This is a genomic window from Vibrio sp. V38_P2S17PM301, from assembly GCF_009904845.1.
GTDB lineage: Bacteria > Pseudomonadota > Gammaproteobacteria > Enterobacterales > Vibrionaceae > Vibrio > Vibrio proteolyticus.
This window is the reverse complement of sequence record NZ_WXWO01000098.1, coordinates 93,121-116,464: the sequence shown is the minus strand read 5'-3', so window position 1 is coordinate 116,464 and position 23,344 is coordinate 93,121. Positions and strand designations below refer to the sequence as shown.

General features: G+C 48.0%; 24 protein-coding genes. 14 read left to right on the top strand and 10 right to left on the bottom strand.

Features of this window, described 5'->3' with window-relative positions; all coding sequences use genetic code 11:
• The first annotated feature begins 6 nt into the window (after window positions 1-6).
• Entirely contained in the window at window positions 7-207 is a 201-nt protein-coding gene (locus CAG64_RS20660) for a hypothetical protein (protein ID WP_021704847.1), read from the top strand.
• A 71-nt stretch (window positions 208-278) separates the two neighbouring features.
• Here CAG64_RS20660 and pyrC read toward each other — a convergent pair whose 3' ends face one another.
• Both pyrC and CAG64_RS20650 read right to left on the bottom strand, forming a co-directional pair.
• Window positions 279-1,307: a dihydroorotase gene (gene pyrC / locus CAG64_RS20655; RefSeq protein ID WP_161457411.1), complete on the bottom strand. Its 1,029-nt coding sequence runs from the start codon at window positions 1,305-1,307 to the stop codon at window positions 279-281.
• Between the two features lie 158 nt (window positions 1,308-1,465).
• Window positions 1,466-1,633, bottom strand: a complete 168-nt coding sequence (locus CAG64_RS20650; RefSeq protein WP_021704845.1) for a YqaE/Pmp3 family membrane protein — start codon at window positions 1,631-1,633, stop codon at window positions 1,466-1,468.
• 336 nt (window positions 1,634-1,969) lie between these two features.
• On the opposite strand from CAG64_RS20650, the gene CAG64_RS20645 reads away from it, so the two are divergent.
• Window positions 1,970-3,790: a hybrid-cluster NAD(P)-dependent oxidoreductase gene (locus CAG64_RS20645; protein ID WP_161457410.1), complete on the top strand. Its 1,821-nt coding sequence runs from the start codon at window positions 1,970-1,972 to the stop codon at window positions 3,788-3,790.
• A 218-nt stretch (window positions 3,791-4,008) separates the two neighbouring features.
• Here the strand turns inward: CAG64_RS20645 and CAG64_RS20640 are convergent, their stop codons facing one another.
• Window positions 4,009-4,731, bottom strand: coding sequence for a LuxR family transcriptional regulator (locus tag CAG64_RS20640; protein WP_161457409.1), 723 nt, complete (start codon window positions 4,729-4,731; stop codon window positions 4,009-4,011).
• A 141-nt stretch (window positions 4,732-4,872) separates the two neighbouring features.
• Here CAG64_RS20640 and CAG64_RS20635 point away from each other — a divergent pair, with 141 nt between their 5' ends.
• Window positions 4,873-5,349: a GNAT family N-acetyltransferase gene (locus tag CAG64_RS20635; protein WP_161457408.1), complete on the top strand. Its 477-nt coding sequence runs from the start codon at window positions 4,873-4,875 to the stop codon at window positions 5,347-5,349.
• Between the two features lie 5 nt (window positions 5,350-5,354).
• Here CAG64_RS20635 and CAG64_RS20630 read toward each other — a convergent pair whose 3' ends face one another.
• Window positions 5,355-6,254, bottom strand: coding sequence for a DMT family transporter (locus CAG64_RS20630; protein ID WP_161454212.1), 900 nt, complete (start codon window positions 6,252-6,254; stop codon window positions 5,355-5,357).
• A gap of 99 nt (window positions 6,255-6,353) precedes the next feature.
• Here CAG64_RS20630 and CAG64_RS20625 point away from each other — a divergent pair, with 99 nt between their 5' ends.
• On the top strand, window positions 6,354-7,142 hold the full coding sequence (locus CAG64_RS20625; RefSeq protein WP_161457407.1) for an AraC family transcriptional regulator: 789 nt from the start codon (window positions 6,354-6,356) through the stop codon (window positions 7,140-7,142).
• A 2-nt stretch (window positions 7,143-7,144) separates the two neighbouring features.
• Here CAG64_RS20625 and CAG64_RS20620 read toward each other — a convergent pair whose 3' ends face one another.
• Window positions 7,145-8,065 (bottom strand): M14 family metallopeptidase, encoded by a 921-nt coding sequence (locus CAG64_RS20620; RefSeq protein ID WP_161457406.1) that lies wholly within the window; start codon window positions 8,063-8,065, stop codon window positions 7,145-7,147.
• 198 nt (window positions 8,066-8,263) lie between these two features.
• Here CAG64_RS20620 and CAG64_RS20615 point away from each other — a divergent pair, with 198 nt between their 5' ends.
• Window positions 8,264-9,169: a DUF808 domain-containing protein gene (locus CAG64_RS20615; RefSeq protein ID WP_021704838.1), complete on the top strand. Its 906-nt coding sequence runs from the start codon at window positions 8,264-8,266 to the stop codon at window positions 9,167-9,169.
• A gap of 46 nt (window positions 9,170-9,215) precedes the next feature.
• On the opposite strand, the gene CAG64_RS20610 is transcribed toward CAG64_RS20615, so the two are convergent.
• Window positions 9,216-9,863 (bottom strand): DsbA family oxidoreductase, encoded by a 648-nt coding sequence (locus CAG64_RS20610; protein ID WP_161457405.1) that lies wholly within the window; start codon window positions 9,861-9,863, stop codon window positions 9,216-9,218.
• A 207-nt stretch (window positions 9,864-10,070) separates the two neighbouring features.
• On the opposite strand from CAG64_RS20610, the gene CAG64_RS20605 reads away from it, so the two are divergent.
• A complete protein-coding gene (locus CAG64_RS20605) occupies window positions 10,071-11,429 on the top strand; it encodes an alpha-amylase family protein (RefSeq protein ID WP_161457404.1) in 1,359 nt (452 codons plus the stop codon).
• 26 nt (window positions 11,430-11,455) lie between these two features.
• On the opposite strand, the gene CAG64_RS20600 is transcribed toward CAG64_RS20605, so the two are convergent.
• Window positions 11,456-12,067, bottom strand: coding sequence for an AraC family transcriptional regulator (locus CAG64_RS20600; RefSeq protein WP_161454207.1), 612 nt, complete (start codon window positions 12,065-12,067; stop codon window positions 11,456-11,458).
• Window positions 12,068-12,244: 177 nt separating this feature from the next.
• Here CAG64_RS20600 and CAG64_RS20595 point away from each other — a divergent pair, with 177 nt between their 5' ends.
• On the top strand, window positions 12,245-13,348 hold the full coding sequence (locus tag CAG64_RS20595; protein WP_161454206.1) for a 1-acyl-sn-glycerol-3-phosphate acyltransferase: 1,104 nt from the start codon (window positions 12,245-12,247) through the stop codon (window positions 13,346-13,348).
• 38 nt (window positions 13,349-13,386) lie between these two features.
• On the opposite strand, the gene CAG64_RS20590 is transcribed toward CAG64_RS20595, so the two are convergent.
• Window positions 13,387-13,983 (bottom strand): hypothetical protein, encoded by a 597-nt coding sequence (locus CAG64_RS20590; protein WP_161457403.1) that lies wholly within the window; start codon window positions 13,981-13,983, stop codon window positions 13,387-13,389.
• A 151-nt stretch (window positions 13,984-14,134) separates the two neighbouring features.
• Complete coding sequence (locus CAG64_RS20585) at window positions 14,135-14,437, bottom strand: YfcZ/YiiS family protein (RefSeq protein WP_161457402.1); 303 nt, start codon at window positions 14,435-14,437, stop codon at window positions 14,135-14,137.
• 521 nt (window positions 14,438-14,958) lie between these two features.
• Between CAG64_RS20585 and CAG64_RS20580 the strand changes: the two genes are divergently transcribed.
• The 4 genes from CAG64_RS20580 (at window position 14,959) to CAG64_RS20565 (ending at window position 18,683) form a co-directional block, all read left to right on the top strand.
• Window positions 14,959-15,420: a TetR/AcrR family transcriptional regulator gene (locus CAG64_RS20580; protein ID WP_021704831.1), complete on the top strand. Its 462-nt coding sequence runs from the start codon at window positions 14,959-14,961 to the stop codon at window positions 15,418-15,420.
• 193 nt (window positions 15,421-15,613) lie between these two features.
• Complete coding sequence (locus CAG64_RS20575) at window positions 15,614-16,618, top strand: response regulator (RefSeq protein ID WP_021704830.1); 1,005 nt, start codon at window positions 15,614-15,616, stop codon at window positions 16,616-16,618.
• The gene (locus tag CAG64_RS20570; protein WP_021704829.1) at window positions 16,618-17,061 is read left to right on the top strand and encodes a PAS domain-containing protein; all 444 of its coding nucleotides are present in this window, start codon (window positions 16,618-16,620) and stop codon (window positions 17,059-17,061) included. Before CAG64_RS20575 ends, CAG64_RS20570 begins: the two co-directional genes overlap by 1 nt.
• Window positions 17,062-17,204: 143 nt before the next feature.
• Window positions 17,205-18,683, top strand: a complete 1,479-nt coding sequence (locus CAG64_RS20565; protein WP_161457568.1) for an NAD(P)H-hydrate dehydratase — start codon at window positions 17,205-17,207, stop codon at window positions 18,681-18,683.
• Here the strand turns inward: CAG64_RS20565 and CAG64_RS20560 are convergent.
• Window positions 18,667-19,668, bottom strand: coding sequence for a 2-hydroxyacid dehydrogenase (locus CAG64_RS20560; RefSeq protein ID WP_161457567.1), 1,002 nt, complete (start codon window positions 19,666-19,668; stop codon window positions 18,667-18,669). The genes CAG64_RS20565 and CAG64_RS20560 overlap by 17 nt on opposite strands.
• 594 nt (window positions 19,669-20,262) lie before the next feature.
• Here CAG64_RS20560 and CAG64_RS20555 point away from each other — a divergent pair.
• The 3 genes from CAG64_RS20555 to CAG64_RS20545 all read left to right on the top strand — a co-directional run bounded on the left by CAG64_RS20555 (window position 20,263) and on the right by CAG64_RS20545 (window position 23,332).
• Window positions 20,263-21,309 (top strand): GMP reductase, encoded by a 1,047-nt coding sequence (locus CAG64_RS20555; RefSeq protein ID WP_021704826.1) that lies wholly within the window; start codon window positions 20,263-20,265, stop codon window positions 21,307-21,309.
• A 360-nt stretch (window positions 21,310-21,669) separates the two neighbouring features.
• On the top strand, window positions 21,670-22,872 hold the full coding sequence (locus CAG64_RS20550; RefSeq protein ID WP_161457566.1) for a polymorphic toxin type 44 domain-containing protein: 1,203 nt from the start codon (window positions 21,670-21,672) through the stop codon (window positions 22,870-22,872).
• Window positions 22,859-23,332, top strand: coding sequence for a hypothetical protein (locus CAG64_RS20545; RefSeq protein WP_161489232.1), 474 nt, complete (start codon window positions 22,859-22,861; stop codon window positions 23,330-23,332). The genes CAG64_RS20550 and CAG64_RS20545 overlap by 14 nt, the downstream gene beginning before the upstream one ends.
• Window positions 23,333-23,344 lie beyond the last annotated feature (12 nt).

Below are 23,344 nucleotides of genomic sequence, written 5' to 3'. Positions count from 1 at the left end.
AGTATCATGAGCGATTTTGAAAAAGAACTTGAAGAGATGGTGCAAGCGGAATCTGACACGCCAGAAGTTCAACTGCCTTCTCTGGAAGAACAGAAAGCCATTGCGGCTGAACTGAAAAAACTCGAAGCGGAAGGCAAACTGACGCCTGAAATTCTTGAGCAGTATTTCGGCAAGTTTTACGCTAAGACCGATGCGCCTATTCATTAAATCCGCGATGATGTCTCTATCAATAAAAAAGACAGCCAATTGGCTGTCTTTTTTATGCTTAGAAGATGGGATTATTTCACGACCCAATCAATCTGTTCACCGGCGCGAATCGGCACGACGATGTCGCTGCCAAAGGGCATGCTCTCTGGAACGGTCCAGGGCGCTTTGGTCAGGGTGACGGTGTCCGCATTACGCGGTAAACCATAGAAGTCAGGACCGTTGTGGCTGGCGAACGCTTCTAAATTTGCCAGTTTGCCTTCCTGTTCAAAGACTTCAGCATACAACTCTAGCGCAGCGTGCGCGGTGTAAGAGCCTGCACAACCACAGGCAGATTCTTTGTGGCCTTTGGCGTGCGGCGCAGAGTCTGTTCCGAGGAAGAATTTTTTACTGCCACTGGTGGCCGCTTCTATCAGGGCTTTCTGATGCGTATTGCGCTTCAGAATGGGCAGGCAGTAGAAGTGAGGTTTAATGCCGCCAACCAGCATATGGTTGCGATTGTACAACAAGTGGTGGGCGGTAATTGTGGCGGCAACATTGTCGTTCGCCTGTTTGACGAAGTTGTCAGCATCAGCTGTCGTGATGTGCTCAAGTACGATTTTTAAGCCCGGGAAATCGTTCACAATCGGAGCCAGCACGTTGTCTAAAAACGCTTTTTCGCGGTCAAAAATGTCCACATCGTGGGTAGTCACTTCCCCATGCACCAGCAGTAGCATGCCCACTTCTTGCATCGCTTCCAGTACGGGGTAGATGTTCTTCGCTGATGTCACTCCTGAATCTGAGTTGGTGGTTGCGCCCGCAGGGTATAACTTGGCGGCCACGACAATGCCTGAGGCTTTGGCTTTGCGGATTTCTTCAGGAGAAGTGTTATCGGTGAGGTAAAGGGACATCAGAGGCTGGAATTGGGGACTTGGCTGCTCAGCCATAATACGGTCGCGGTAGGCGATGGCCAATTCGGTATTGGTAACTGGTGGGACGGTGTTTGGCATAATCAGTGCGCGGCCATTATAGCGGCTTATATCGCGAACGGTATCGGTCAGAACATCACCATCGCGAAGATGAACATGCCAGTCGTCAGGACGAGTAATCGTAAGTGTAGTCATTCAGGGCTCCCACCATTGAAAAGTTACTGATTGGAGCCTAAACGTAAGTGAAAACTGTGAAAGCAAACGCTTACGCTTAGGCGACAGGATGATAGAGGAATTGCGCGTCTATTTCATCCTATTTTTCAGATTCATCAGCAGGAGTGGTAAAAACCGGCTTATTTCATGATCAGCCACAGGGCATGAATCATACCCGGAACGAAGAAGAAGAAAGTGAGAATCAGGTTGATGATGAAATCTTTCCCCAGCCCTTTATCGACGAATACTGCCAGTGGTGGGAGCAGGACACACAGGATGATCATCAGCAGTTTGTTTGTATCGTTCATTATTTTACCTCGGTATTGAGTGACAACTAGACGCCATAAATTTGACAATATTATCGGAAATTTGATCCCGGTCACGCAATCTTATCAGGTCAGGAATCTGTCAAAACTTATTTATATTTTATTGAGTTATCGATTACTGACACCGTGTAGACTGCCAAGTGACGAAACCTGTTGTGTGGGATCCACACTCCGATCACACAGAATTATAGCTAAGCAGGTGGATTGTCAAATGACTCTGGTTGAATATGTCGCACGAAATCGATTGCAAGGTATGACTTTCATTCGACAGGCGTTTAAGATGGTGAATCAAAAAAATAATCAGAGCAAAGGTTAGCCATGTCGTCTTCATCTCGTCTTACACAAATTAACGTCTATCCGGTCAAATCCGTCGCCGGTATTGCCATCTCATCCGCCTGGGTAGAAAAACAAGGACTTGCGTTTGATCGACGCTTTATGGTGGCAACCTCTGACGGGGTGATGGTGACAGCCAGAAAATACCCTCATATGGTCAAGGTTCAGTCCAGTCTGACTGCTGACGGCATTATCTTTACTGCGCCTGATCAGCCTGCTCTGAAGTTACGTTATGCCGATTTTAAACACCAAGCTGCGCCCGCTACAGTCTGGAACGACAGCTTCGAAGCTTACACCACGACGGACGAAGCAGACGACTGGTTCAGTGACGTACTTGGTCAGCGGGTCGAGCTTTTGTATACGGGAGAGCAGTCCAATCGCGTGCCGGAACGAGTCGGCAATAACGTCAGTTTTGCCGATGGTTTCCCGGTTCTGGTGATCAGCGAAGGCTCGTTGGACGAGCTGAATCGTCGCAGCTCTGAATCTCATCTGATGGATCAGTTTCGTACCAATCTGGTCGTCAGCGGGGGAGAACCCTTTGTTGAAGACAGTTGGAAACGTATTCGTATCGGTGAGGTCGAATTTGAATCGGTCAAGCCGTGTTCACGGTGCATCCTGACGACTGTCGATATAGACAAAGGTGCGTTTAAACCCTCTAAAGAGCCACTGAAAACCTTATCTCAGTTCCGCGCGAACCGCAGCGGTGATGTGTTTTTTGGCCAGAATCTGATAGCGCTGAATGAAGGGATGATCCATGCCGGTGACCCGGTTGAAGTGCTGGAGTACAAAGAAAAAGAGCAGTATGAAGACCACTCCCCGAGCCGCATGACGCTCACGTGTGTGCAGCGAGAAGAGATTGCCCGTGATTTCGTGACATTCTGGCTAGAGCCTGATTCTGAGTCACTACCGACATACCTGCCTGGGCAGCATTTGCCGATTGAGGTTGCGATCGGTGGAGAGCGCATCGGGCGACGCTATACCTTGTCGTCCAGCCCATCACGTCCCGGACGTCTGGCTATTTCGGTCAAGCGTATTGACGCGGGCAGAGTGTCAAACTGGTTACTGGACAATGTGCAGGTGGGCGACACGCTTGAAGCTGAGTCACCGAGTGGCAGCTTCCACCTCGGCGAGAAGCACGATCAGCCAATCTTACTTCTTTCCGCTGGCAGCGGCGTGACGCCTATGCTGTCAATGTTGCGTTATCTGGCCGATCATGATCAGGTCCGCGATGTTGTGTTCTACCACCAGTGCCGCACGGAAAGTGACATTCCGTGTAAACAAGAGCTTGAGGGACTCGAACGTCAGCATCCTGGGCTCAAAGTAGTACTGTCGCTGACGCAGCCTGCACCGGATTGGTTCGGCCTGAAAGGGCGTTTGACCCTGTCACATCTGAAGCAGATTAAAGACGTCGAGCAGCGCCAGGTGTTTGTGTGTGGCCCAGACGGATTTATGCAAAAGGCGAAGAATCTGTTGTTGAAACAAGGCCTGCCAGAGTCTATGTATCATCAGGAAGCTTTTGGCGTTGCTATCAGCGCACCTAAAGCGCTCAAAACGCTGCAAATCAGTGTCAATGGAACGCTTTTCGAAGGCAACAATCAAGCCACACTGCTGGAACAGGCTGAAGCGGCCGGTGTACCGATTTCCAACAGTTGCCGAGCAGGGCTTTGCGGCGCGTGCCGGGTGACGGTGGAGTCTGGCAAAGTGGACCAGCCAGATGTGCCCGCCTTGCAGGACAATGACCGTCACATGGGCATCGCACTGGCGTGTTGCTGCGTGCCGGAAACGGATATCGAAGTCGTGAACTGAAAATGTTCACCAGACAAAAAAGAAAATCCCTGGTCACAAGACGTGACCAGGGTTTGTTGATTCACAACAACTCATGGATAGTTTTGGGTTTGTCGTTCAACGTTCGGGACATAGCCCGGCGGTGTCCGAAAACAATAAAACCTTAAAACAAATCCCGTTGTGCCGATACTGTCCAATTGGACAGGTTTTGGAGTCTGGTGATGGTTTTCAGAGCAAGGTCAAACCTGAGGTTGAATGTAGCCGCGCAGTATGGCTTTGGTGATTGCCTGATAGCGATTGACGGCCCCGAGTTTTTTGGCCGCGTTGTTGAGGTGAAATTTAGCGGTACGCTCTGAACAGCCGATGATCACGGCGATTTCCCAGGTACTTTTCCCTTCGGCTGCCCAGGTCAGGCACTGCAGCTCTCTTGCTGTTAAAAGTCTGGCCGGCGCCGTGCTGTGTAATTGGGGGTGAAAGTGGGCGATGTTTTCTGTGATTAATGGCGTCACTAATTGAGCCAGTAGGATCTGCTCATCCATTTTGTCATAATGACGGCCGTCAGACGTTGCGAAACTTATGCAGCCAAACTCACCGTTTAGTCCATGGAAAGGGACGGTGAAACCTTTACGCAGATCATTCAGTCGGGCTTCCTCAAAGATCTCCCGCCCGATACGCTCACTTTTATCGACGTGATCCCAGTTTATTGGCAGCACATGATTCATGCAGTATCTCGCCACCGGATCATGATGTGCGTAGCCACTTTCGGCGTATTGCTCACTCCAGGCCCGGGGATTGATAAGATTGAGCACATCCGCTTCTTCTTCCATACTTTCTTCGAGGTAGAGACCGAATAAAAACGATTCGTGGTTCAGCTCGTTCCCGATAGAAGTCAACAGAGTTTGCAGTTCGTCAACGCTGTTAACGCGTTGGTTTTCTTGGATTAAGCGTAGTAACTTATTCATTGCAGTGAAGTGATTGTCAGCTCTGGCGACAGTATATATCAACCTGTCGGGATAAAACCCCGAGTCACAGGTGCTCTCTCGAATTACATAACAAAGTGAGAGAGTGCCCATAATTTTCAAATAAATCAGGAGTTTGTTGATATGCAACTTCGCAATTATAAGACAAGTGATGCCAAAGCATGCTGGGCGTTGTTTTTTCACACAGTACATACGGTCACCGCTGCTGATTACACAGACGCGCAGCGCAATGCCTGGGCACCGGCCGATTTTTCGATGCAGACATGGCAACAGCGCCTAGACACCATCCGTCCCATCATTGCAGAAGAGGACGGACATCTGGCAGGGTACGCAGATTTACAAGCGGATGGACTGATTGACCACTTCTTTGTTAGCGTGCACTACCAGAAATGCGGTGTTGGTCGGTTTCTTATGGAAGAGATTGTTCGTCGGGCAAAAGAGAAAAATATGGCACGCCTCTACGCTCATGTGAGTAAAACCGCAAAGCCGTTTTTTGAAAAAAACGGCTTTGCGGTGGAGCGTGAGCAGGAAGTCGCGATTGGCGGTATTGCCCTGACGAATTATGTGATGAGCCGCCAGATATCGCCGGATCAACCATGAATACGTTATAGCTGACCGGTATTTTCGATAGGTGCCAGTGCTTTACGACGCAGTTTTACTTGAGCCAGAATCACACCTGAGATCACCATTAATCCGCCCATCAGATGATAAGTGTGGATCTGTTCACCGAGTAACGTGGCAGCCAGAGACACCGCCACCACTGGCAACAGGTTCATGAACATGGCGCTTGAATCCGCACCGATGGCATCAATGGCTTTGACCCAGAGCCAGGGGGCGAGCAGGGAGGCCATCACAGAAGCATACGCGATCAGCGGCAGCGACTCGTGGGTGGGTAGCAGTTGTTCACTGCTCAGCCATAACGGCGCTAACATCGCAACCGCAAAGAGTCCTTGCATGTATATCAGCGTCCAGTTGCTCAAGGGCATTTTCCAGCGTTTCAGCAGTACGCAATATGCTGCGTAGACCACTGCGGCCAGAACCATCAGAGCGTCCCCTTCAGTGACGTCTTGGTGGAGGAAGAAAGTGATGTCGCCTTGGCCAAGCATGAAGGCCAATCCGGCCAGAGACAGGACGCCACCTACCACACTCAAAGCAGACACGGGTTTGCCCAGCAAAGGCAGGCTCAAAAATACGCTCAGCAAAGGCACCAAAGAGGTGATCAATGACATATTGGAGGCGCTGGTGGTCAGGCCTGCGTAGTACCCCAATGATTGGTTCAGTACCATGCCCAGCATCGCCAGAAAAGCCAGTTTGGTCAGATATGGCTTAATTGTTGGCCATTGGCGTATAACCGTTGGCAGGCAAAAAGGTGTCAGCAACAGCATGGCAACAAACCAGCGGTAAAAGCTCATGGCACTGGGCTCAATGGCACTTGCGGCCATTTTGTTGACAATCGAGTTGCCGCCCCAGATGAGCACAGTGATTAACGGAAAGAGATAGATCATGTGACCCCCATCTCGAAATAATGGATGGAGCCTAGTCTGTCACGTCGCTATAATTGTATGTATCTGTAAAAAGACATTGAACGTGATAGGAAGACAAGTTTGAAAAAGAACGCCAGACACCTGCATCCTTCGTTATCTATTGACCAGGCACCATCAGACGTGTTTATGAATTTCGAAGCGTTTCTGTCGAATACCGAAACCCGTGTTCACAGTCATGCCTGGGGACAAGTGCAACTGATCAGCGGTGGTATTTTGGAAATGGAAGCGGAAGACACTCGCTTTTTGGCGCCTCCCCATCTGGCGATCTGGGTTCCCGCAGGCATCAAACATTGCAGTTATAACCGTAAGCCCATCGAGTATTGTTCGTTGAATATCGCTCGAGGGTTAACTCAACATTTTCCGGAACAAACCAGTTTAATTAAGGTCACGCCGATTGTTTCTGCAATCATTGATGATTTTCGTCGTCGGCACATCAATGTCGCTCAAAGTGAAGAAGACGTGCGTTTGGTTCAGGTGCTGCTCGACCAACTGGCCACACAAGATGTACAACATCAGTTCCTGCCGTCCACCGATAACAAATACCTGTCAACGATTCTCACCGCGGTCGAGGAAAACCCGACTGACAATACCAGCCTCAGTGAGTGGGCGGTGCGGGTGCATACCACCGAAAGAACCCTCGCCAGGCACTGTCAGGCTGAGTTGGGGATGAGTTTTACTGAATGGCGTTTAAGGGTGCGTTACCTGTTTTCCATGGAATTGCTGCGCAAAGGGCATTCGGTCAAAGAGGTGGCGTTGACCTTGGGCTACAACCAGGCCAGTCCGTTTATATCGATGTTTAAAAAATACTCCGGGCAGACCCCGGAGCAGTATAAGAATCGCTTGCTGTAATTCTATTTGAGCTGCGTTAACACATAGTCCAACCCACCAATCACAGCGGCGACTTGTGCGTCGTTGCACTCTTCATCGGTGACCTTTGGGCTGTCTGGGTAGACTTCGGTTGTCGTACCAAAGCGGCAATTCGTCACGCCACCACACAGACCCAGCTTTTTCATGGGGTACTCAATGACGCCCTCTTGAACCACCGTAGAACCGATGATTTCTCCGTTGTCGTCTGCTGGCGCAATGTGAGTCACTAAGCGAACCGCATCAATAACGGCTTTCTGAAACTCGGGGACGGGGTTGTCGGTATCTCCGACGGTGTAAAAGCCGTCTGGAATCATACCTGCCACGTATGCTTGGCCATCGCGAGCCGCCAGGGCGGGTCGAAACTCTGTTTCGTCAGTATCCGTGGTTTCGTGCAGGTCGATGTGGACCAGCACCTCACCCAGTTCGGACACCAGTTGAATCAGATTGGCTGACTCTTCTGCCGGGCTGTCGGCATAGAATGAACGGTTTGGGTCCAGCGCATTCGGATTCCAACGGTTGATGGTTTCGTAACCCCAAGGGCTGACACAAGGCGTGATCACCAGATTAAAGTGGGGGAGGTATTTGTCTGCCTGTGTCGCAGCAAACTTGAGCGCACCATGAACGCCACTGGTTTCGTAACCATGCACACCGCCAGTAATCAACACTGTGGGTTTGCTTTCGTCCCAATCGCGACTTTTGATGCAATACAGAGGATAACGTTCTGGGTCATAAGAGAGGGCTCCGTACTGTTCAACCAGAAAGGCGTCTTTTAGTGCCAGAATTTTAGGCACTACTTGCTGTTGGTACTCACGTTTGATAGTGGTGTGTTCACGCCAGGCTAGGCGTTCAGCGTCGCCCCACTTTTCTCCAAGTGTGCCGATAGGGTAGGTATATCCGTTACGCATCTTCGCGACCTTCTCTATGATGTTCTATTTCAAGCCACATAGCTTAAGAGTGTTTAGAAGATTGAGCAAATGGTATCCATCTGAGCAATACTGAACAGCGTAACTATCGGAAATTTAGTTCAATTCTTGGCATTGAGGCCTTGAGAATCTGTCGGCTGATGTTACATTTGCTAACACCTGATACTTTGAGAATCGATTATGGCGGGATTAAGCCTTTTAACTCTTCTGGATGACATCACCACAGTGTTGGATGATGTTGCATTAATGTCTAAAGTGGCGGCGAAGAAAACAGCTGGTGTACTGGGTGACGACTTAGCTCTCAATGCGCAGCAGGTGTCTGGCGTTGCCGCGGAACGTGAGATCCCGGTGGTGTGGTCGGTGGCGAAAGGTTCGTTTCGCAACAAGTGCATTCTCGTTCCCGCAGCCTTATTGATGAGCTCCGTTGCGCCGTGGTTGATCATGCCGTTACTGCTGCTCGGAGGTTTGTTTCTGTGTTTTGAAGGCGCTGAAAAGGTGTTGGAAAAACTGTTTCATCACGGAGAAGCGCACTCTGAAAGCGAAGCAGAAGCCAATTTAGCCAATGCTTCGATTGATGAATATGAGAAGAAAAAGATCGCCGGCGCGATCCGTACTGATTTCATTTTATCGGCGGAAATCATCGTGATTGCACTGGGGACGGTGCAAGGTCAGGCGATGGCGACTCAGATCCTGGTGGTGAGCTTGATTGCAGTGATCATGACTATCGGGGTGTATGGGTTGGTTGCCGGTATCGTCAAACTGGACGACTTGGGCTTCTATATGGAGAGAAAAGCCCAAGGCAAAGGCGTAGGTTCTGCCATTGGCCGAAGCCTTATCACATTTGCGCCCAAACTGATGAAGATCCTCACCGTAGTGGGGACGGCGGCGATGTTCTTGGTCGGCGGAGGGATCGTGGTGCACAACGTACCAATGATTCACCACTTGATTGAACCGATATTGCTTGAGTTGCCGAATGTATCACTGGCTCACGCGTTCATTCCCGTTATTCTCAACGGTCTGATTGGTCTATTAGCCGGACTGATTGTGGTCGCTGGCTGGAGTGTGATTGGTCGTCTGCGTCATTAAGTCCACTGCATCAGCAAAAGCCGACCTCTGAGTCGGCTTTTTTGTGTCAGTGCATCTGCAGTGCAATGTCTTCAATGGCGCGCTTGAGAGCCTCGACAGACTGGGCACCGGCAATCAGGTGTTTGCGGTTGATGATAATTGCAGGAACGGCGCTGATGCCAGCTTCAAGCCACTGTTGCTCGGTGGAGGCAACGCTCTCTGCCCAGCCGGGATCGCTCAGAACCTGCTTGGCGACTTGAGTATCAATCCCAACCTCTTCTGCGATGGCCAATAGAGTGTCGGGCAGGCTGATGTCACGATTGTCGGTGAAATAGGCTTCAAATAGAGCCATTTCCAGATCAAACTGTTTGTCCTGCGAACGGGCCCACATCAACAGTTGATGGGCTTGGCGGGTATTGTATATACGCATGTCGTCGACAAAATGGAACGAAAACCCCACTTCTTGTCCCAGTTGGGTAATGGTTTTCCGGTTCTCATCGCTCATCGCTTTGGAGGCGCCATACTTTTCAGCTAAGTGTTGCTGTAAATTCTGTCCGCTCGGCCCCATGGCGGGGTTGAGTTCAAAAGGATGCCACTGAATTGAGGCGTCAAAGGTCTCGCCAAGTTGTCTGAGTGCCAGTTCAAGCCTTTTGTATCCTATGATGCACCAAGGGCATACAACGTCTGACACAATATCAATTTGCACTTTGGGCATACCCGCTCCTTGGTTGTCGATGCGCGTAATGCGCGGGAGTCCTTTGGTTATTTTTTGTACGAACTATAAACTTAACGCGTATTGACGTGAATTTCTACGCCCCTGATCTAATACACAGATAAAACGCAAAAGGGGGAACGACTTTAATCAGGCGTTTCTATAATAAGCCTGTCCAGATGAATGGACTTGGATAAATGGAAGAAATGCATGGAAAACGTTATGGCTACTGACGTCATTCTACATGCCTTTGACTGGCCTTATCAGCGCGTCGCTGAGCAAGCCAGTGCGATCAGCGCTGGCGGCTACAAATCGGTGCTGGTATCACCGCCTATGAAGTCGCTTACATCTGCGCAGGGCACGCAATGGTGGCAACGTTATCAACCCCAAGATTATCGTGTTATCGACAACCAGCTTGGTAACACTCAAGATTTCAAACACATGATCGCGGCGCTGGAAAAGCACGGCATCAGTGTGTACGCCGATGTCGTGTTCAACCATATGGCGAATGAGTCGTCTCTGCGCCTTGACTTGCAATACCCAAGCGCGGCGGATATGGCCGACTATCAGGCGCGAGCGGATTATTATCAGTCTCAGCGGTTGTATGGCGATCTCAGCCAGCCACTATTTACTGAACAGGACTTCGTCGAAGCGTTCGGCATCAAAGACTGGCAGGATAAGTGGCAAGTTCAGAACGGACGCATAACCGGTGGAGCAACGGACCCAGGACTGCCGACGTTACGTGCTCATCACCATGTCATCGTCCAGCAGCAGGAATACCTTAAGGCACTCAAAGCGCTGGGCGTGCGTGGTTTCAGAATTGATGCTGCCAAGCACATGAGTATTGAACATCTGAAAAACGTCTGGACCGAAACCATCACTCGGGACATGCACATTTTTGGTGAAATCATCACTGATGGTGGAGCCACGCGAGCGGAGTACGACATTTTCCTTGAGCCATACCTGGCTGAGACTCGTCTTGGTGCGTACGATTTTCCGTTGTTTCAGACCATGTTTGATGCTCTGGATGAGGGAGGCAGCCTGACATCGTTGGTGGATCCGTACTGTTTTGGGCAGGCATTGGCGAAGTACCGGGCGGTGACGTTTGCCATCACTCATGACATTCCAAACAACGATGTGTTTGAAAACTTGGTGATGGATGAAGCACTGGAACAGTTGGCCTACACGTACATTTTGGGGCGTGATGGTGGCGTGCCGCTGATATACACCGATCTCAATACCAGTGGTATCAATAACCACGTTGGTCAACCTCGTTGGGTCGATGCCTGGAAAGATCCCGCGATGCTTGCACGTATCCGATTCCACAATCAGATGCACGGTAAAATCATGACCGTACTGGAGGCCAATGATGACTTGTTGGTGCTTGCCAGAGAAGAAGCAGGGTTAGTGATCATCAATAAGTCCACACGTGGACAGAGGGTGGACATTGCTCAAAGCGGTACTCTTAAAGACCTGCTGTCTGATACGTTGTACACCGCCGTACAGGGTAAGTTGAGCCTGGATGTGGCGCCGGTGAGCAGCATGATGTTGGTGGTGCAGGAGTCATAAAAAAGCGCAGCAATTGCTGCGCTTTTTTACTGATAATTTTCGCCAGTCACTAATTGGTAGAGCTGTTCAAATTCTTCCTGGTTATTGTTGAACAAATCTTCAACGATCTGTTCCGGTTTGGCGCCTGACTGCATGCGTTTTTTTGCTTCGCGCATCGTCAGTACTAACTGGTGGCTGCGAGACAAAAATGAGTCGGAGTCCGGCTCCCAGCTTGAAATGGCTTCACTCAGTTCACTGGTGTAGAGCAGCGGAGAAAACGCGGCGACTTCACGTTTCAAGAGCTGAAGAATTTCGGCTTCGACGTCGGGTTTTACTTTGGCATGCACCAACTTGTTCATTAACGCGTTGCTGAGTTCGGTCTGCTTTACATACCCAGCCTGACTCGGCAATGGATCGGTGTTTCGCACGGAAAAGTCGACCCGCTCAATTTTAGTGGCCGGAAAAAAGGACAAAGCGCACAGACAATCAAACGGAATCCAGACAGAATCACCAGTTTCGACAGCGTATTCATTTTTCCCCAATCGCAGCAACATCAGCCCTTCCGTTACGCGAATAAGACTATGTTTGAGGGCTTTTTTACGAGGCGTGGTGACAAGGTACGCATATCGTGTCACCTGATGTTCAATAGCGTAGTTCATTAGAGCTCTCTCTCATATTGGGCCGCTAAGGGTAACGATTATCATATAAATTGCAAACTTAGCACGGAAATCGTTGCAGATCTCTGGTCTGACCTTCAGAATTCTGTTAGTACTTTAGCTGTTATGTCCGCTAAGTATGCGTAAAATAGGCCAGCTTTTTTTTTGATGTAGTAAACAATGACTTCTAATAACGATCCATATATTGATATTCGTCCCTACAATGACGATGAAATTCCTGCTGCTATTGAGCGCTTGATTAACGATGAAGAGTTTATCAACGCCATCCTCCAGCATCGCTTTTCAAACCATGCTACATGGTTTAAAGCGCTGATGTCTCCGATAGTCAAGATTTACCTGAAGTTTAAATGGGCGAAGCTGACGTCTGTTGAGGCGATACAGCTAGAAGTGAAAAAATATCTGGATCAAACCATCGAGTCGACCACCAAAGGGGTGACGTACTCAGGCCTTGAGAAGCTGGACAAAGAGACGGCTTACTTGTTTGTGTCTAACCACCGTGATATCGCGATGGATCCAGCGTTAGTGAATTACGGGCTGTACCAGAGTAGTCACAAGACGGTGCGTATTGCGATCGGAGATAATTTGCTGAAGAAGCCGTGTGCCACTGAACTGATGCGGCTCAACAAGAGCTTTATCGTAAAACGTTCAGCGAAAGCGCCACGTGAGATGATGAAAGCACTCGGCACGTTATCGTCTTATATTAAGCATTCTCTAGATACGGGCAATTCAATTTGGATCGCCCAGAAAGAGGGACGAGCAAAAGATGGCAACGATTTTACCGATCCGGCGATCCTGAAGATGTTCCATGTTGAAGGCCGTAAGCAAAAAATGCCTTTCCCTGACTACATTAAATCGTTGCGTATTGTTCCGGTGTCTATTTCGTATGAGAACGATCCGTGTGATACGGCTAAGGCCATTGAACTGTTCGAAAAAGCCACCAAAGGAAAATACGAAAAGGGTGAGTTTGAAGACATCGAAAGCATCATTCAGGGTATCGTTGGCTACAAAGGGCGTATTCATGTGGCATTTGGTGATGTGATCGATCAAGATTTTGAAACCCCGGACGAACTGGCCAAAGAGATTGATCGCCAAATTCACGATCATTACAAACTGTTCCCGATTAACCACCTAGCGGCGGGCAGCAATGAAGGCGTGACCGATGAGGTTCGTGCGCTGCTGCAAACCAAACTTGATAAGCTGCCGCAAGGGGCACATCAGTACCTGTTGGACAGCTACGCCAATCCGGTCAGAAATATTGTCTGATAAAAAAGAGATGCGATGGCATCTCTTTTTTGTTTCTGTTAACGGGCAACCGCGCCATTGAGAGTTAAGTTTGTCGGCCACTTGCTGATTTGGTTGCCGCCGAGATAGATGTTGCCTTTTACCGTCATGGTGTCTGGAAACTGAGAGATTTTTGAGCCACCGATAAACAGGCTTCCGTCTACCGTTAACCCTTCCGGCAATGACTCCAATGGCGTTCTGATCACGCTCAGATCGCCTTTCACTCGAAGCCTTGGTGGCAGTCGGATTAGTGGCGTGTCGGTAAAATTCAAATATCCGCCCACTCGCACGCCGCGTGGCCATTGTTTTACTTGAGAACCAAGCAAGTTTGCATAGCCTTTGATCTTGGTCCCGCTTTGTATCCGGCTTAGTTGGCTGTTGGAAGCGTCCAGACTGCCCTGAATGTCCATATCGGCTGGTAGTGTCTTGATCGCGGTTTTGGCAATGTTCAAATTGCCTTTCACCACCAGGCCATCCGGTAAAATGGTATACGGTTTATTACGCAGATCCAGGTTGCCGTAATTGTCCAGATGATTCAGTAACCGGTAACTGTCGAGTGGTTCCGCTATCAGGGATGCAGGTAAACAGAGCAGAAATAATACAAACAAGTGACGCATGAGGTATCAAGGAGTGGCGGTAACATTACACCTAGTATCGGCAGGAGGACCGAGAGCTTCAATCAATATTGGAGAAATCGCCATGGTGGCGGTGTCGGGATCACAAAAGCGGGTATTGGAATCCCGCTGTTGTGAGCTGACTGTACTGGTTTTAGCGTGACAGAGAACGAGTTTTGAGTTCGAAGATCAGTTTCTCGGCGCTAACTTCAAATTTAAAGCGTGCATGGAGCTCGTTGCTGGCATCGTTCATCGGCGAAACTTCAAACTCTACGTTTTGGCAGACTTCTTTCGCCAGTGCGGCGTATTTTTCAAACTCTGCTTCCAGTTGAGAACGACTGGCGCCAAACAGGGTGACTTCTGCCACTTCGTCGCCTTCTTTGATGATAAAACCCATTTCACCTGCGCAACCACAGGCTTCGCACATATCCTGAGTCTCAAATTGATCAGTGCTCATCTCAATTACCTCTTACCTGAAAAGGTTTCCAGTGTAGCGAGAAGATAACCGGGTATCCACAAATTTAGTAAGGGAAGTGCAGAGTCAGGAAGAAAACTCACTATGATATCCTAAATTAGACACTTCTTAACCTATTAATAACAATTATTGGTGCTTTTTACGTGTGACAGACCTCAAAAAAATGGTGTTTTTTACGTCATATCTTTGTCAGGACAGCTTAGAGCCAATTGCCTAAATGAATAATTTATAAGATTATCTGGCAATTAATTCATATATCGAAAATATGTTAGTTCGTAGTTGCATAGCAAATTCAACCTAAAAATATGATCAAATATGCAACATCAGTTTGACTCCATCGCACAATGTAGCGTTTTCGCTACATTGTCGGATTCACAGACACATTCGAAGTTACCGAAAAGGTAATCAGGCGTACTTGGATCGTTATCACGGGGCTAAACGCGAAACAGATTTCTGACTCAAGGTTTGAGTCGGGTGGATTCACAGAGAGAAGAGTCTTAACCATGCCAAAGCGTAGTAAAGAAGATACTGAAATCACCATTCAGAAAATCATGGATGCGGTTGTTGATCAACTGCTCAGATTGGGTTATGACAAAATGTCATACACAACGCTGAGCCAACAAACCGGCGTCTCTCGTACGGGTATTAGCCACCACTTTCCAAAGAAAACGGACTTTACCGCCGCTCTTGATGGTCGCATCTTCAAAATGTTTGTCGAGCACCTCAATATGGATGCCGGTCTGGACGCCTTTGCACAAAGCTGGCTTAACGCGTTGGATAACAAAGAGTTTATCGCTATTTTGCGTTTGCTGTTTCACCATATCGTGACCACAGAGAAAGCCGAGGAATTTGCGGCAAACGGCATCGACAGACTGTACAAACTGGCGGAAGCTCAGTTTGGTTCTCAAAGTAGCAAAGAGTTGGAATGGCTGATGGGTAAATCCTTGATTAAAATGGCCAACTGATTTGAATAAATGCCTTCTTCGGAAGGCGTTTTTGTTGTTGGTGATTGTTATTCAATCCTTTGCTTATTACCGCTTATCTCTTCATTGAGGTGTGAGGTTAAGCGCTGATTTATTCTCTCGCTTCATTTCTGCGTACTGCATGATCTGTTACACTTCGGACTATAGCTAACGATAAGTAGAAGTAGGTGATTGCATGTCTTTCCCGGTTCTGATTTGTGACGACTCTGCTCTGGCAAGAAAGCAGATGGCTCGTTCACTGCCCGCCTCTCTGAATGCCGACATCACCTTTGCTGTTCATGGTATTGATGCGCTAGAGCAACTCGGCCAGCGTGATTTCCGTTTGATGTTTCTCGATCTCACTATGCCTGAGCTGGACGGTTTCGGTACCCTGGAAGAAATGCGCCAGCGCGGAATGGATGTTCCGGTGGTGGTGGTGTCGGGGGATATCCAGCCTAAAGCACGAGAGCGAGTGCTGTCGCTCGGTGCCAAAGCCTTTATTCAAAAACCGATCGATAAAGATGCTCTGAACGCTGTTTTACGTGAATTGGTGCAGCCTCAGAGTCGCCCGCAGGTGATAACACCGATAGCGCTTGAGTTGCCGGTACTTCGGCGCCGTGATATCTACATGGAAGTCGCCAACGTATCGATTGGCCGCGCCGCTGATGCGCTGGCGCGTCATTTTGATGTGTTCGTCAATCTGCCGCTGCCAAATGTGAATATCTTTGAAGTCAGTGAACTGCATATGGCGCTGCGCGATCTGGCCGACAACGATCAGGTCTCCGGTGTATGTCAGGGCTTTAGTGGCGAAGGCGTTGCTGGTGAAGCCCTGGTGCTACTCAGCGATTCCAGCGTGTCGGATCTCAAACGTTTGATGAAAATCCCGGCGGAAAGCGAAGAGCTTCAAGAGCTGGAGTTGCTAATGGACGTATCAAATATTTTGGTCGGATCGTTCCTGAATGGTTTGGGAGAGCAGGCTGAGGTGCGTTTCTTCCAAAGCCCGCCAGTTTTACTCGGACAACATATCTCAATCGATTCGGTGATCGAATCGACCTCAGGCAGTTTCAAGAAAACCATGACCTTTGAAGTCAGTTACACCATCGCGGACACGTCGATTCGTTGTGACATGCTGTTTATGTTTGTCGATGAATCCTTGCCGCTTCTGGACAAAAAGCTGGCGTATCTGATGGAGGACTTCTGATGTTAAATCTTCCTGCTGAGTTTGAGCAGTTCCACTGGATGGTGGACATGGTTCAGAATGTGGACCTCGGTTTAGTGGTGATCGACAGGGATTATACCGTTCAGGTGTGGAATGGTTTTATGACTCATCATAGCGGGATACACTCCGCAGATGCGATCGGTAAATCGTTGTTCGAACTCTTCCCTGAAATCCCCAGAGAGTGGTTCATTCTGAAAACGAAACCCGTTTACGATCTTGGTTGCCGCAGCTTCATCAGTTGGCAACAACGGCCGTACCTGTTTTGTTGCCGTAACGTTCGCCCGGTGACGCAGCAAGCCGATTTCATGTACCAGAACATCACCCTGAACCCAATGAGAACACCAACGGGACAGATTAAGTCACTGTTTTTGTCTATTCAGGATGCAACCGCAGAGGCTTTGATGTCTGTGAATCGTCAATTGTGATCGTCGTTTTATGATTGTGGCTGAGTGTGAATACGTTGCATGTCAGAGTGTGTGAGTTAACGAAAATGCACTAAAGGCCGAGGAAAACCTCGGCTTTTTAGTTTACGCTGAGGATACCGGTTAAGCAGTTCACGGGAGCACGTATGTCCCTTCCAGCTCACTACTATTCGGCGCAACAGGTTAAAGCCGGAGAAGTTCTCGCTGCCCGCAGTGCGGGCGTTCCAATGTACACCCTGATGAAGCGGGCTGGTCTCGCCGCATTCCAACTGCTCAGGCAATCCCATCCCAGAGCGCAACATCTGTTGATATACACGGGCGGAGGCAACAACGGTGGGGACGGCTATATTGTCGCAACGCTTGCATTGCAGGCAGGGTTGTCCGTCACACTTTGTCATCATGGCGACCCAGAGCGCGTGAGCGGTGATGCAGCGTTAGCCCGAGATGAATTTTGCCAGGCGGGAGGGAAAATCCGCCCGGACGATACACAGTTTTACAGCCCGGACGTTGTAGTCGATGCAGTGTTGGGCACTGGTTTGAGTGGTCAGGTCAGAAGTTCGACTCGCCAGCTTATCCAAATGATCAATCGCTATGAATGCCCAGTGATTGCGATCGATGTTCCCTCAGGATTGTGTGCCAATACAGGGACAGTGTTGGGCGCGGCGGTGCGTGCCACTCAGACGATAAGCTTTATTGGTCTGAAACAAGGTTTGGTGACGGGGCAGGCGCGTGACTATGTAGGTCAGATGCACTTTGCTGGTCTGGAAATGGCAGAAGTGTTTGATTGCCAGAACTCACCGTCGGTGTACGCCATTACGCCGGCGTATTGTGATGATCTGTTACAACCCCGCCGTCAGAGCGCGCATAAAGGCCGTTTTGGTCGTTCGGTTCTTATCGGTGGCGATCTGGGGATGGGCGGCGCAATTTTGCTTGCGTCGGAGGCGTGTCTTCGTGCTGGGAGTGGCTTAACAGCGACACTGACACAACAACAGCATCTGACCCCATTGTTGGTCAGAATGCCTGAAGTCATGGCATCTGACTGGTTGGAGGGGTGCACTATGCGTGACCGGATTCACTGGGCCAGCGCCATAGGTTTTGGACCGGGTCTTGGGCAAACGAACTTCAGTAAAACGTTGTTTGATCATATTAGCCATCAGAATAAACCAAAAGTATTCGACGCGGATGCGTTAAACCTGCTGGCGATGTACCCGAATCAGGATGACAATCGAATCATTACTCCGCATCCCGGGGAAGCGGCAAGATTACTCGATTGCACGGTCGCTGATATTGAGGCCGATCGTTATCAGGCTACAAAGTCTTTGCAGGAAAAATACGGTGGTGTATGTGTATTGAAAGGTGCAGGAACGATTGTGTCCAGCGATTACACCACACGGGTGTGTTTGGCGGGCAATCCCGGCATGGCTACGGGTGGTATGGGTGATGTCTTGACCGGCGTGATCACTGGTTTTCTGGCACAAGGGTATGAGCTGATGGACGCTGCGTCACTAGGTGTCTATGTTCACAGTCGTGCCGCCGATCTGGCGGCGGGAAGTGCAGGGGAACGCGGGCTGGTGGCCAGTGATCTGTTCCCCTGCATCAGGGAGGTGGTTAATCGAGTTCGATAAGCTCGTTACCGGATTTCTCACCTTTCAGTACATGCGCGATGTTGCTGAGTGTGGTATCGGCAATATTGTGCAGTGCGTCTTCGGTCAAAAATGCCTGGTGTCCGGTGAACAGCACATTATGACAAGCCGACAGACGTCGGAATACGTCATCGACGATCACGTCATTCGATTTGTCCTGGAAGAACAGGTCTTTTTCATTGTCATACACATCCAAACCCAGAGCGCCAATGCGGCCACGTTTTAATGCTTCGATAGCCGCAACCGAATCCAGCAATTCACCACGGCTGGTGTTGACGATCATGACACCGTCTTTCATCTGATTGAACGCCTCTTCATTGAGCAGGTGATAATTCTCTTCAGACATCGGGCAGTGCAACGTAATCACATCACTTTGCTTAAACAGCGCTTCTTTTGAGCAATAGGTCGCGCCCAGTTCGATGGCCAGCGGATTTTCATAAGGGTCGTAACATAGAATGTGCATGCCCAGGCCTTTCAGAATACGCATGGTGGCCAGGCCAATTTTACCGCTGCCAATCACACCGACGGTTTTTCCATGGAAGTTAAAACCGACCAACCCGTCTAATGCGAAGTTGGCGTCTCGGGTACGTTGATACGCTTTGTGAAAACGACGGTTCAGACACAACATCAACCCTATGGTGTGCTCTGCCACGGCTTCTGGTGAGTAGGCGGGTACGCGCACCACCTGAATGCCCAGACGTTTAGCGGCACTTTGGTCGACTTTATCAAAGCCAGCGCAGCGCATCGCGACCACTCTGACACCATGCGCATGAAGACTTTCCAAAACCGGAGCGGAGAGATCGTCGTTAACAAATGCGCAGACAACCTGGCAACCTTGTGCCATTTTGGCCGTTTTGGTCGTCAGCCGAAAATCGTGAAAATGGAGGTTAAACTTGTAGTGAGCATTAACCTTTGAAAATGAAGCTTCGTCGTAAGATTTCGAGCTGAAGAATGCTACATCAATCATAATGTTCCTCTCTATGAAGATGAGCAGAAAGGAGAAATTTCTGCGCCTTCGCTATTTCTATACTTAACTCATTAAAAAATAAACCATGAATTCGTTGTGATTACATCGTTGGCTGAATAAATAGCCAGTTATTTACCTTTGCGTTTCGTTACTTTTTCAAGTTTAGAGTAATTTTTGTACGCTTAAGTGAAAGTGAGACATCATGATATCAGCGTGAACGGAGTGATGTGAGTCACAATGTTAGGTTTATCCGACAAAGTGAAACGGTTTCGGAAAACGTTTTTATCGACTCATTTGAGTTGCATTAGGAAAGGTGATTGGGTTCAAGTTGATGATCTTTAAAAGAAATATTATCCCTATAAGAAACCAGAAAAGACGAGGGAGATTTGCGGTATGGATTCTTTCCTAAGGTAGCACAAAAAAAATGCATTTGTGAGTCTTGCGCGAAAGAAATCACAGCCTATAATGCTGAAAACCGGAGCGTCTGCCAACGCTCCGGTTTTTTTGTGTCCGAAGAACAGTAAACACGTCTGCCAACGTTTTTACTACGCAATCTGCGATGACACATCAGTTAATGAATCAAGGAAATGCACAATGCGTATCGAACAAGAACTTAAGTTAGGTTTTAAAGACGTCCTGTTTCGCCCGAAACGTTCAACCCTGAAAAGCCGTTCTCAAGTAAATTTAACCCGCGATTTTACATTCAAGCATAGTGGCCGTCAATGGTCTGGTGTGCCAGTTATTGCGGCGAACATGGATTCGGTTGGTAGCTTTGACATGGCCAAAGCACTGGCCGAGCATGGTGTGATGACTGCAGTGCATAAACACTACACCGTTGCTGACTGGGCTGAGTTTGTGCAAAGCACAGACGCGCCCGTACTCAATAATGTGATGGTATCAACCGGTACGTCAGATGCTGACTTTCAGAAAACCCAAGACATCATGGCGATGTCCGATGACTTGATCTTTATTTGTATCGACATCGCGAACGGGTACTCTGAACATTTGGTTGAGTACGTGGAACGTGTACGTGCCGCCTTCCCAGACAAAGTGATCTCAGCTGGTAACGTCGTGACCGGCGATATGTGTGAAGAACTGATTCTGGCAGGTGCAGATATTGTGAAAGTTGGCATTGGCCCGGGTTCAGTGTGTACCACGCGAGTGAAAACCGGTGTCGGTTATCCGCAGTTGTCCGCCATCATTGAGTGTGGTGATGCAGCGCACGGCCTGGGTGGCATGATCATCGGTGACGGCGGCTGTTCTTGTGCGGGGGATGTGTCAAAAGCCTTCGGTGGCGGGGCCGATTTTGTGATGCTGGGCGGCATGCTGGCTGGCCATGAAGAGTCTGGCGGTGAACTTGTCGAGCAAGATGGTGAAACCTTCATGAAATTCTACGGCATGTCTTCTCAATCGGCGATGGATAAGCACTCCGGTGGTGTAGCCAAGTATCGCGCAGCTGAAGGAAAAACCGTACTATTGCCATTCCGCGGTAGCGTTCACGGTACAATCTCAGACATCCTTGGTGGTGTGCGTTCAACCTGTACCTACGTAGGCGCAGCAAAGCTTAAAGAGCTAACCAAGCGTACAACCTTCATCCGCGTACAAGAGCAAGAGAACAACGTATTCGGTAAAGAGAAGTAATCTAATACTTCGGGAAATACGAAATATTAAGGGCCGCTTTTTGCGGCTCTTTTTTTGCCCAAAATTTGGTAAGTGGCGACAAAGTTTATTTGATCGTTGACACTGAACTGGTGAAAGTACTGAACCGAATAGACCACTTCGTCTTCAACCTGCGCTGAGAATGCTTAGCAGTTACTGTTATTTCAGATATGGATAAAGTCACAAATATCTGAACGTGAAATTGTGAATGAACATCTCGAATCTCGATAATTAGATAAAACGACAAGGCGAGAAGTTATTTAGATTGCATGTTTAGGCATTATCAACCATCTGCGTTTGATATAATATTGCGAATAAAAAACAGCCGATGAAACGTTTTCTATGGATGATATTAAGCCAGATCTAAAATCTGAACGAGAGCATCACTACGACTTCAACTACCCTTTCCCTCCTAGACATCATGATTGGTATTGGTGCGATGCTTCTATGAGTTATGAAGAAGCAATAGAAGCATTTCATGCTCAAAGTGAAGAAGAGCAGCACATTAGACGTAATCCCGTGAACCGAGATTCTCCAAAGAGAGTTGTTGAACCTAGTTCTCACGATGGTAAGGGATACCCATTTCCACCAAGGAATTCGATGGTTTGGGAGAATGGTGAATATGGAATAAACTATGATGAAGCAGTATCCTTGTTTGAGCATGAGAGGTCTAAAGCGGTTAATCCGAAAATGGTTCGCAATCCACTTGTGAATGTTTCACCAAAAACACCACAAGGCTCACGCATAGCAATTCAAGCAATGAACGAGGAGATTGCTAGTGCTGAAGCTGCGATGGCGGCTACTTCTAGTCAATCGTCAACTTTAGATTCAGAAACGACTGATGATGTTGAATGTAGTCACAAAGATCAGGCGCTGGATGTTGCTTTGTATATGGTAGAAGAGATAAAGAGGAATGCAGCTCTTGATGTGACTAAAAGTATGCAACTAGAAAATGCATATAATGCCGTTGACGAAATTGATAAATGGAATCGAGATTCATTGGAGGGCGGCTTTTTTAAGCGTGCTTTACATTCCGCCACTATGCCTGATTTTGTCTCAATGGCCTTGTCTAAGAAGGCTTCAGCAATTGCTCAGTGGACGGCTCTGGTTGGACAAGACCAAGACTGGGATCATAAGCCTATAATAGCCCAGAGATTCCCAACCAGTGGAAACTCAACTCGCTTTCATCATAAATATAAAGAATATGAATATTATTATGATATATGGTCAAACATACATTATGGTTATATGGGAATATTGTGTGGCTTTTCTGAGTCTATTTTGTTAGATGGAGCAGGATTAGAGCAAATTGGTACAGATATATTAAGTAGCTCAAAAGAAGTGACAGACAGGTCAGAAACTAATGGGGAAGGTTTAAGAGCTTTTGATGATACAACTGATAACTTATCTATTAGGATTGGAATTGAATTGTATCGCAAGTACCCAAATGCTGAAAAAATAAGTGCAGATATTTTGATGCAATATATTGAAAGTGCGGATTATCCTATTATGAATGGATCAAAGATATTACATGAATGTAAATGACTCTCCTTTAAATAGCCTAAAAAAAGTATTGTTAGTGATGGTTGTTATACTTTTACTCTATATTTTTTTTAAAGGTAAGGATATTAACAACCAAGAGATTTCACAGGATTTCATTGATGCGAACAATGAGTTAATAGAATCAAGCAAAATGAATGATGATGTATTTTTGGACATAAGAAGCTCTTCTAATGCCAATGTAAATACAATAATGAAAAGATATAACATTAAGCGTGTCATTTTTCATAAAAGTGCTAAAAGGGTATCAGTACGATATTCATTTGGAGATTGGTTATATTGGCTAAATCCTTCTCGCTATTATTTGTTTAGCTCTGATGGATATACTGAGGAGTATCAAGTTAAGTCTATTAAACAATCAGTAGAAAATGGAACTGAAAGCTTTTATCATTTTTGTCAAAAATTAGATCGTGAAAACTGGTTCTATTGTGAGTCCCAATCATAGTGTATATAAACT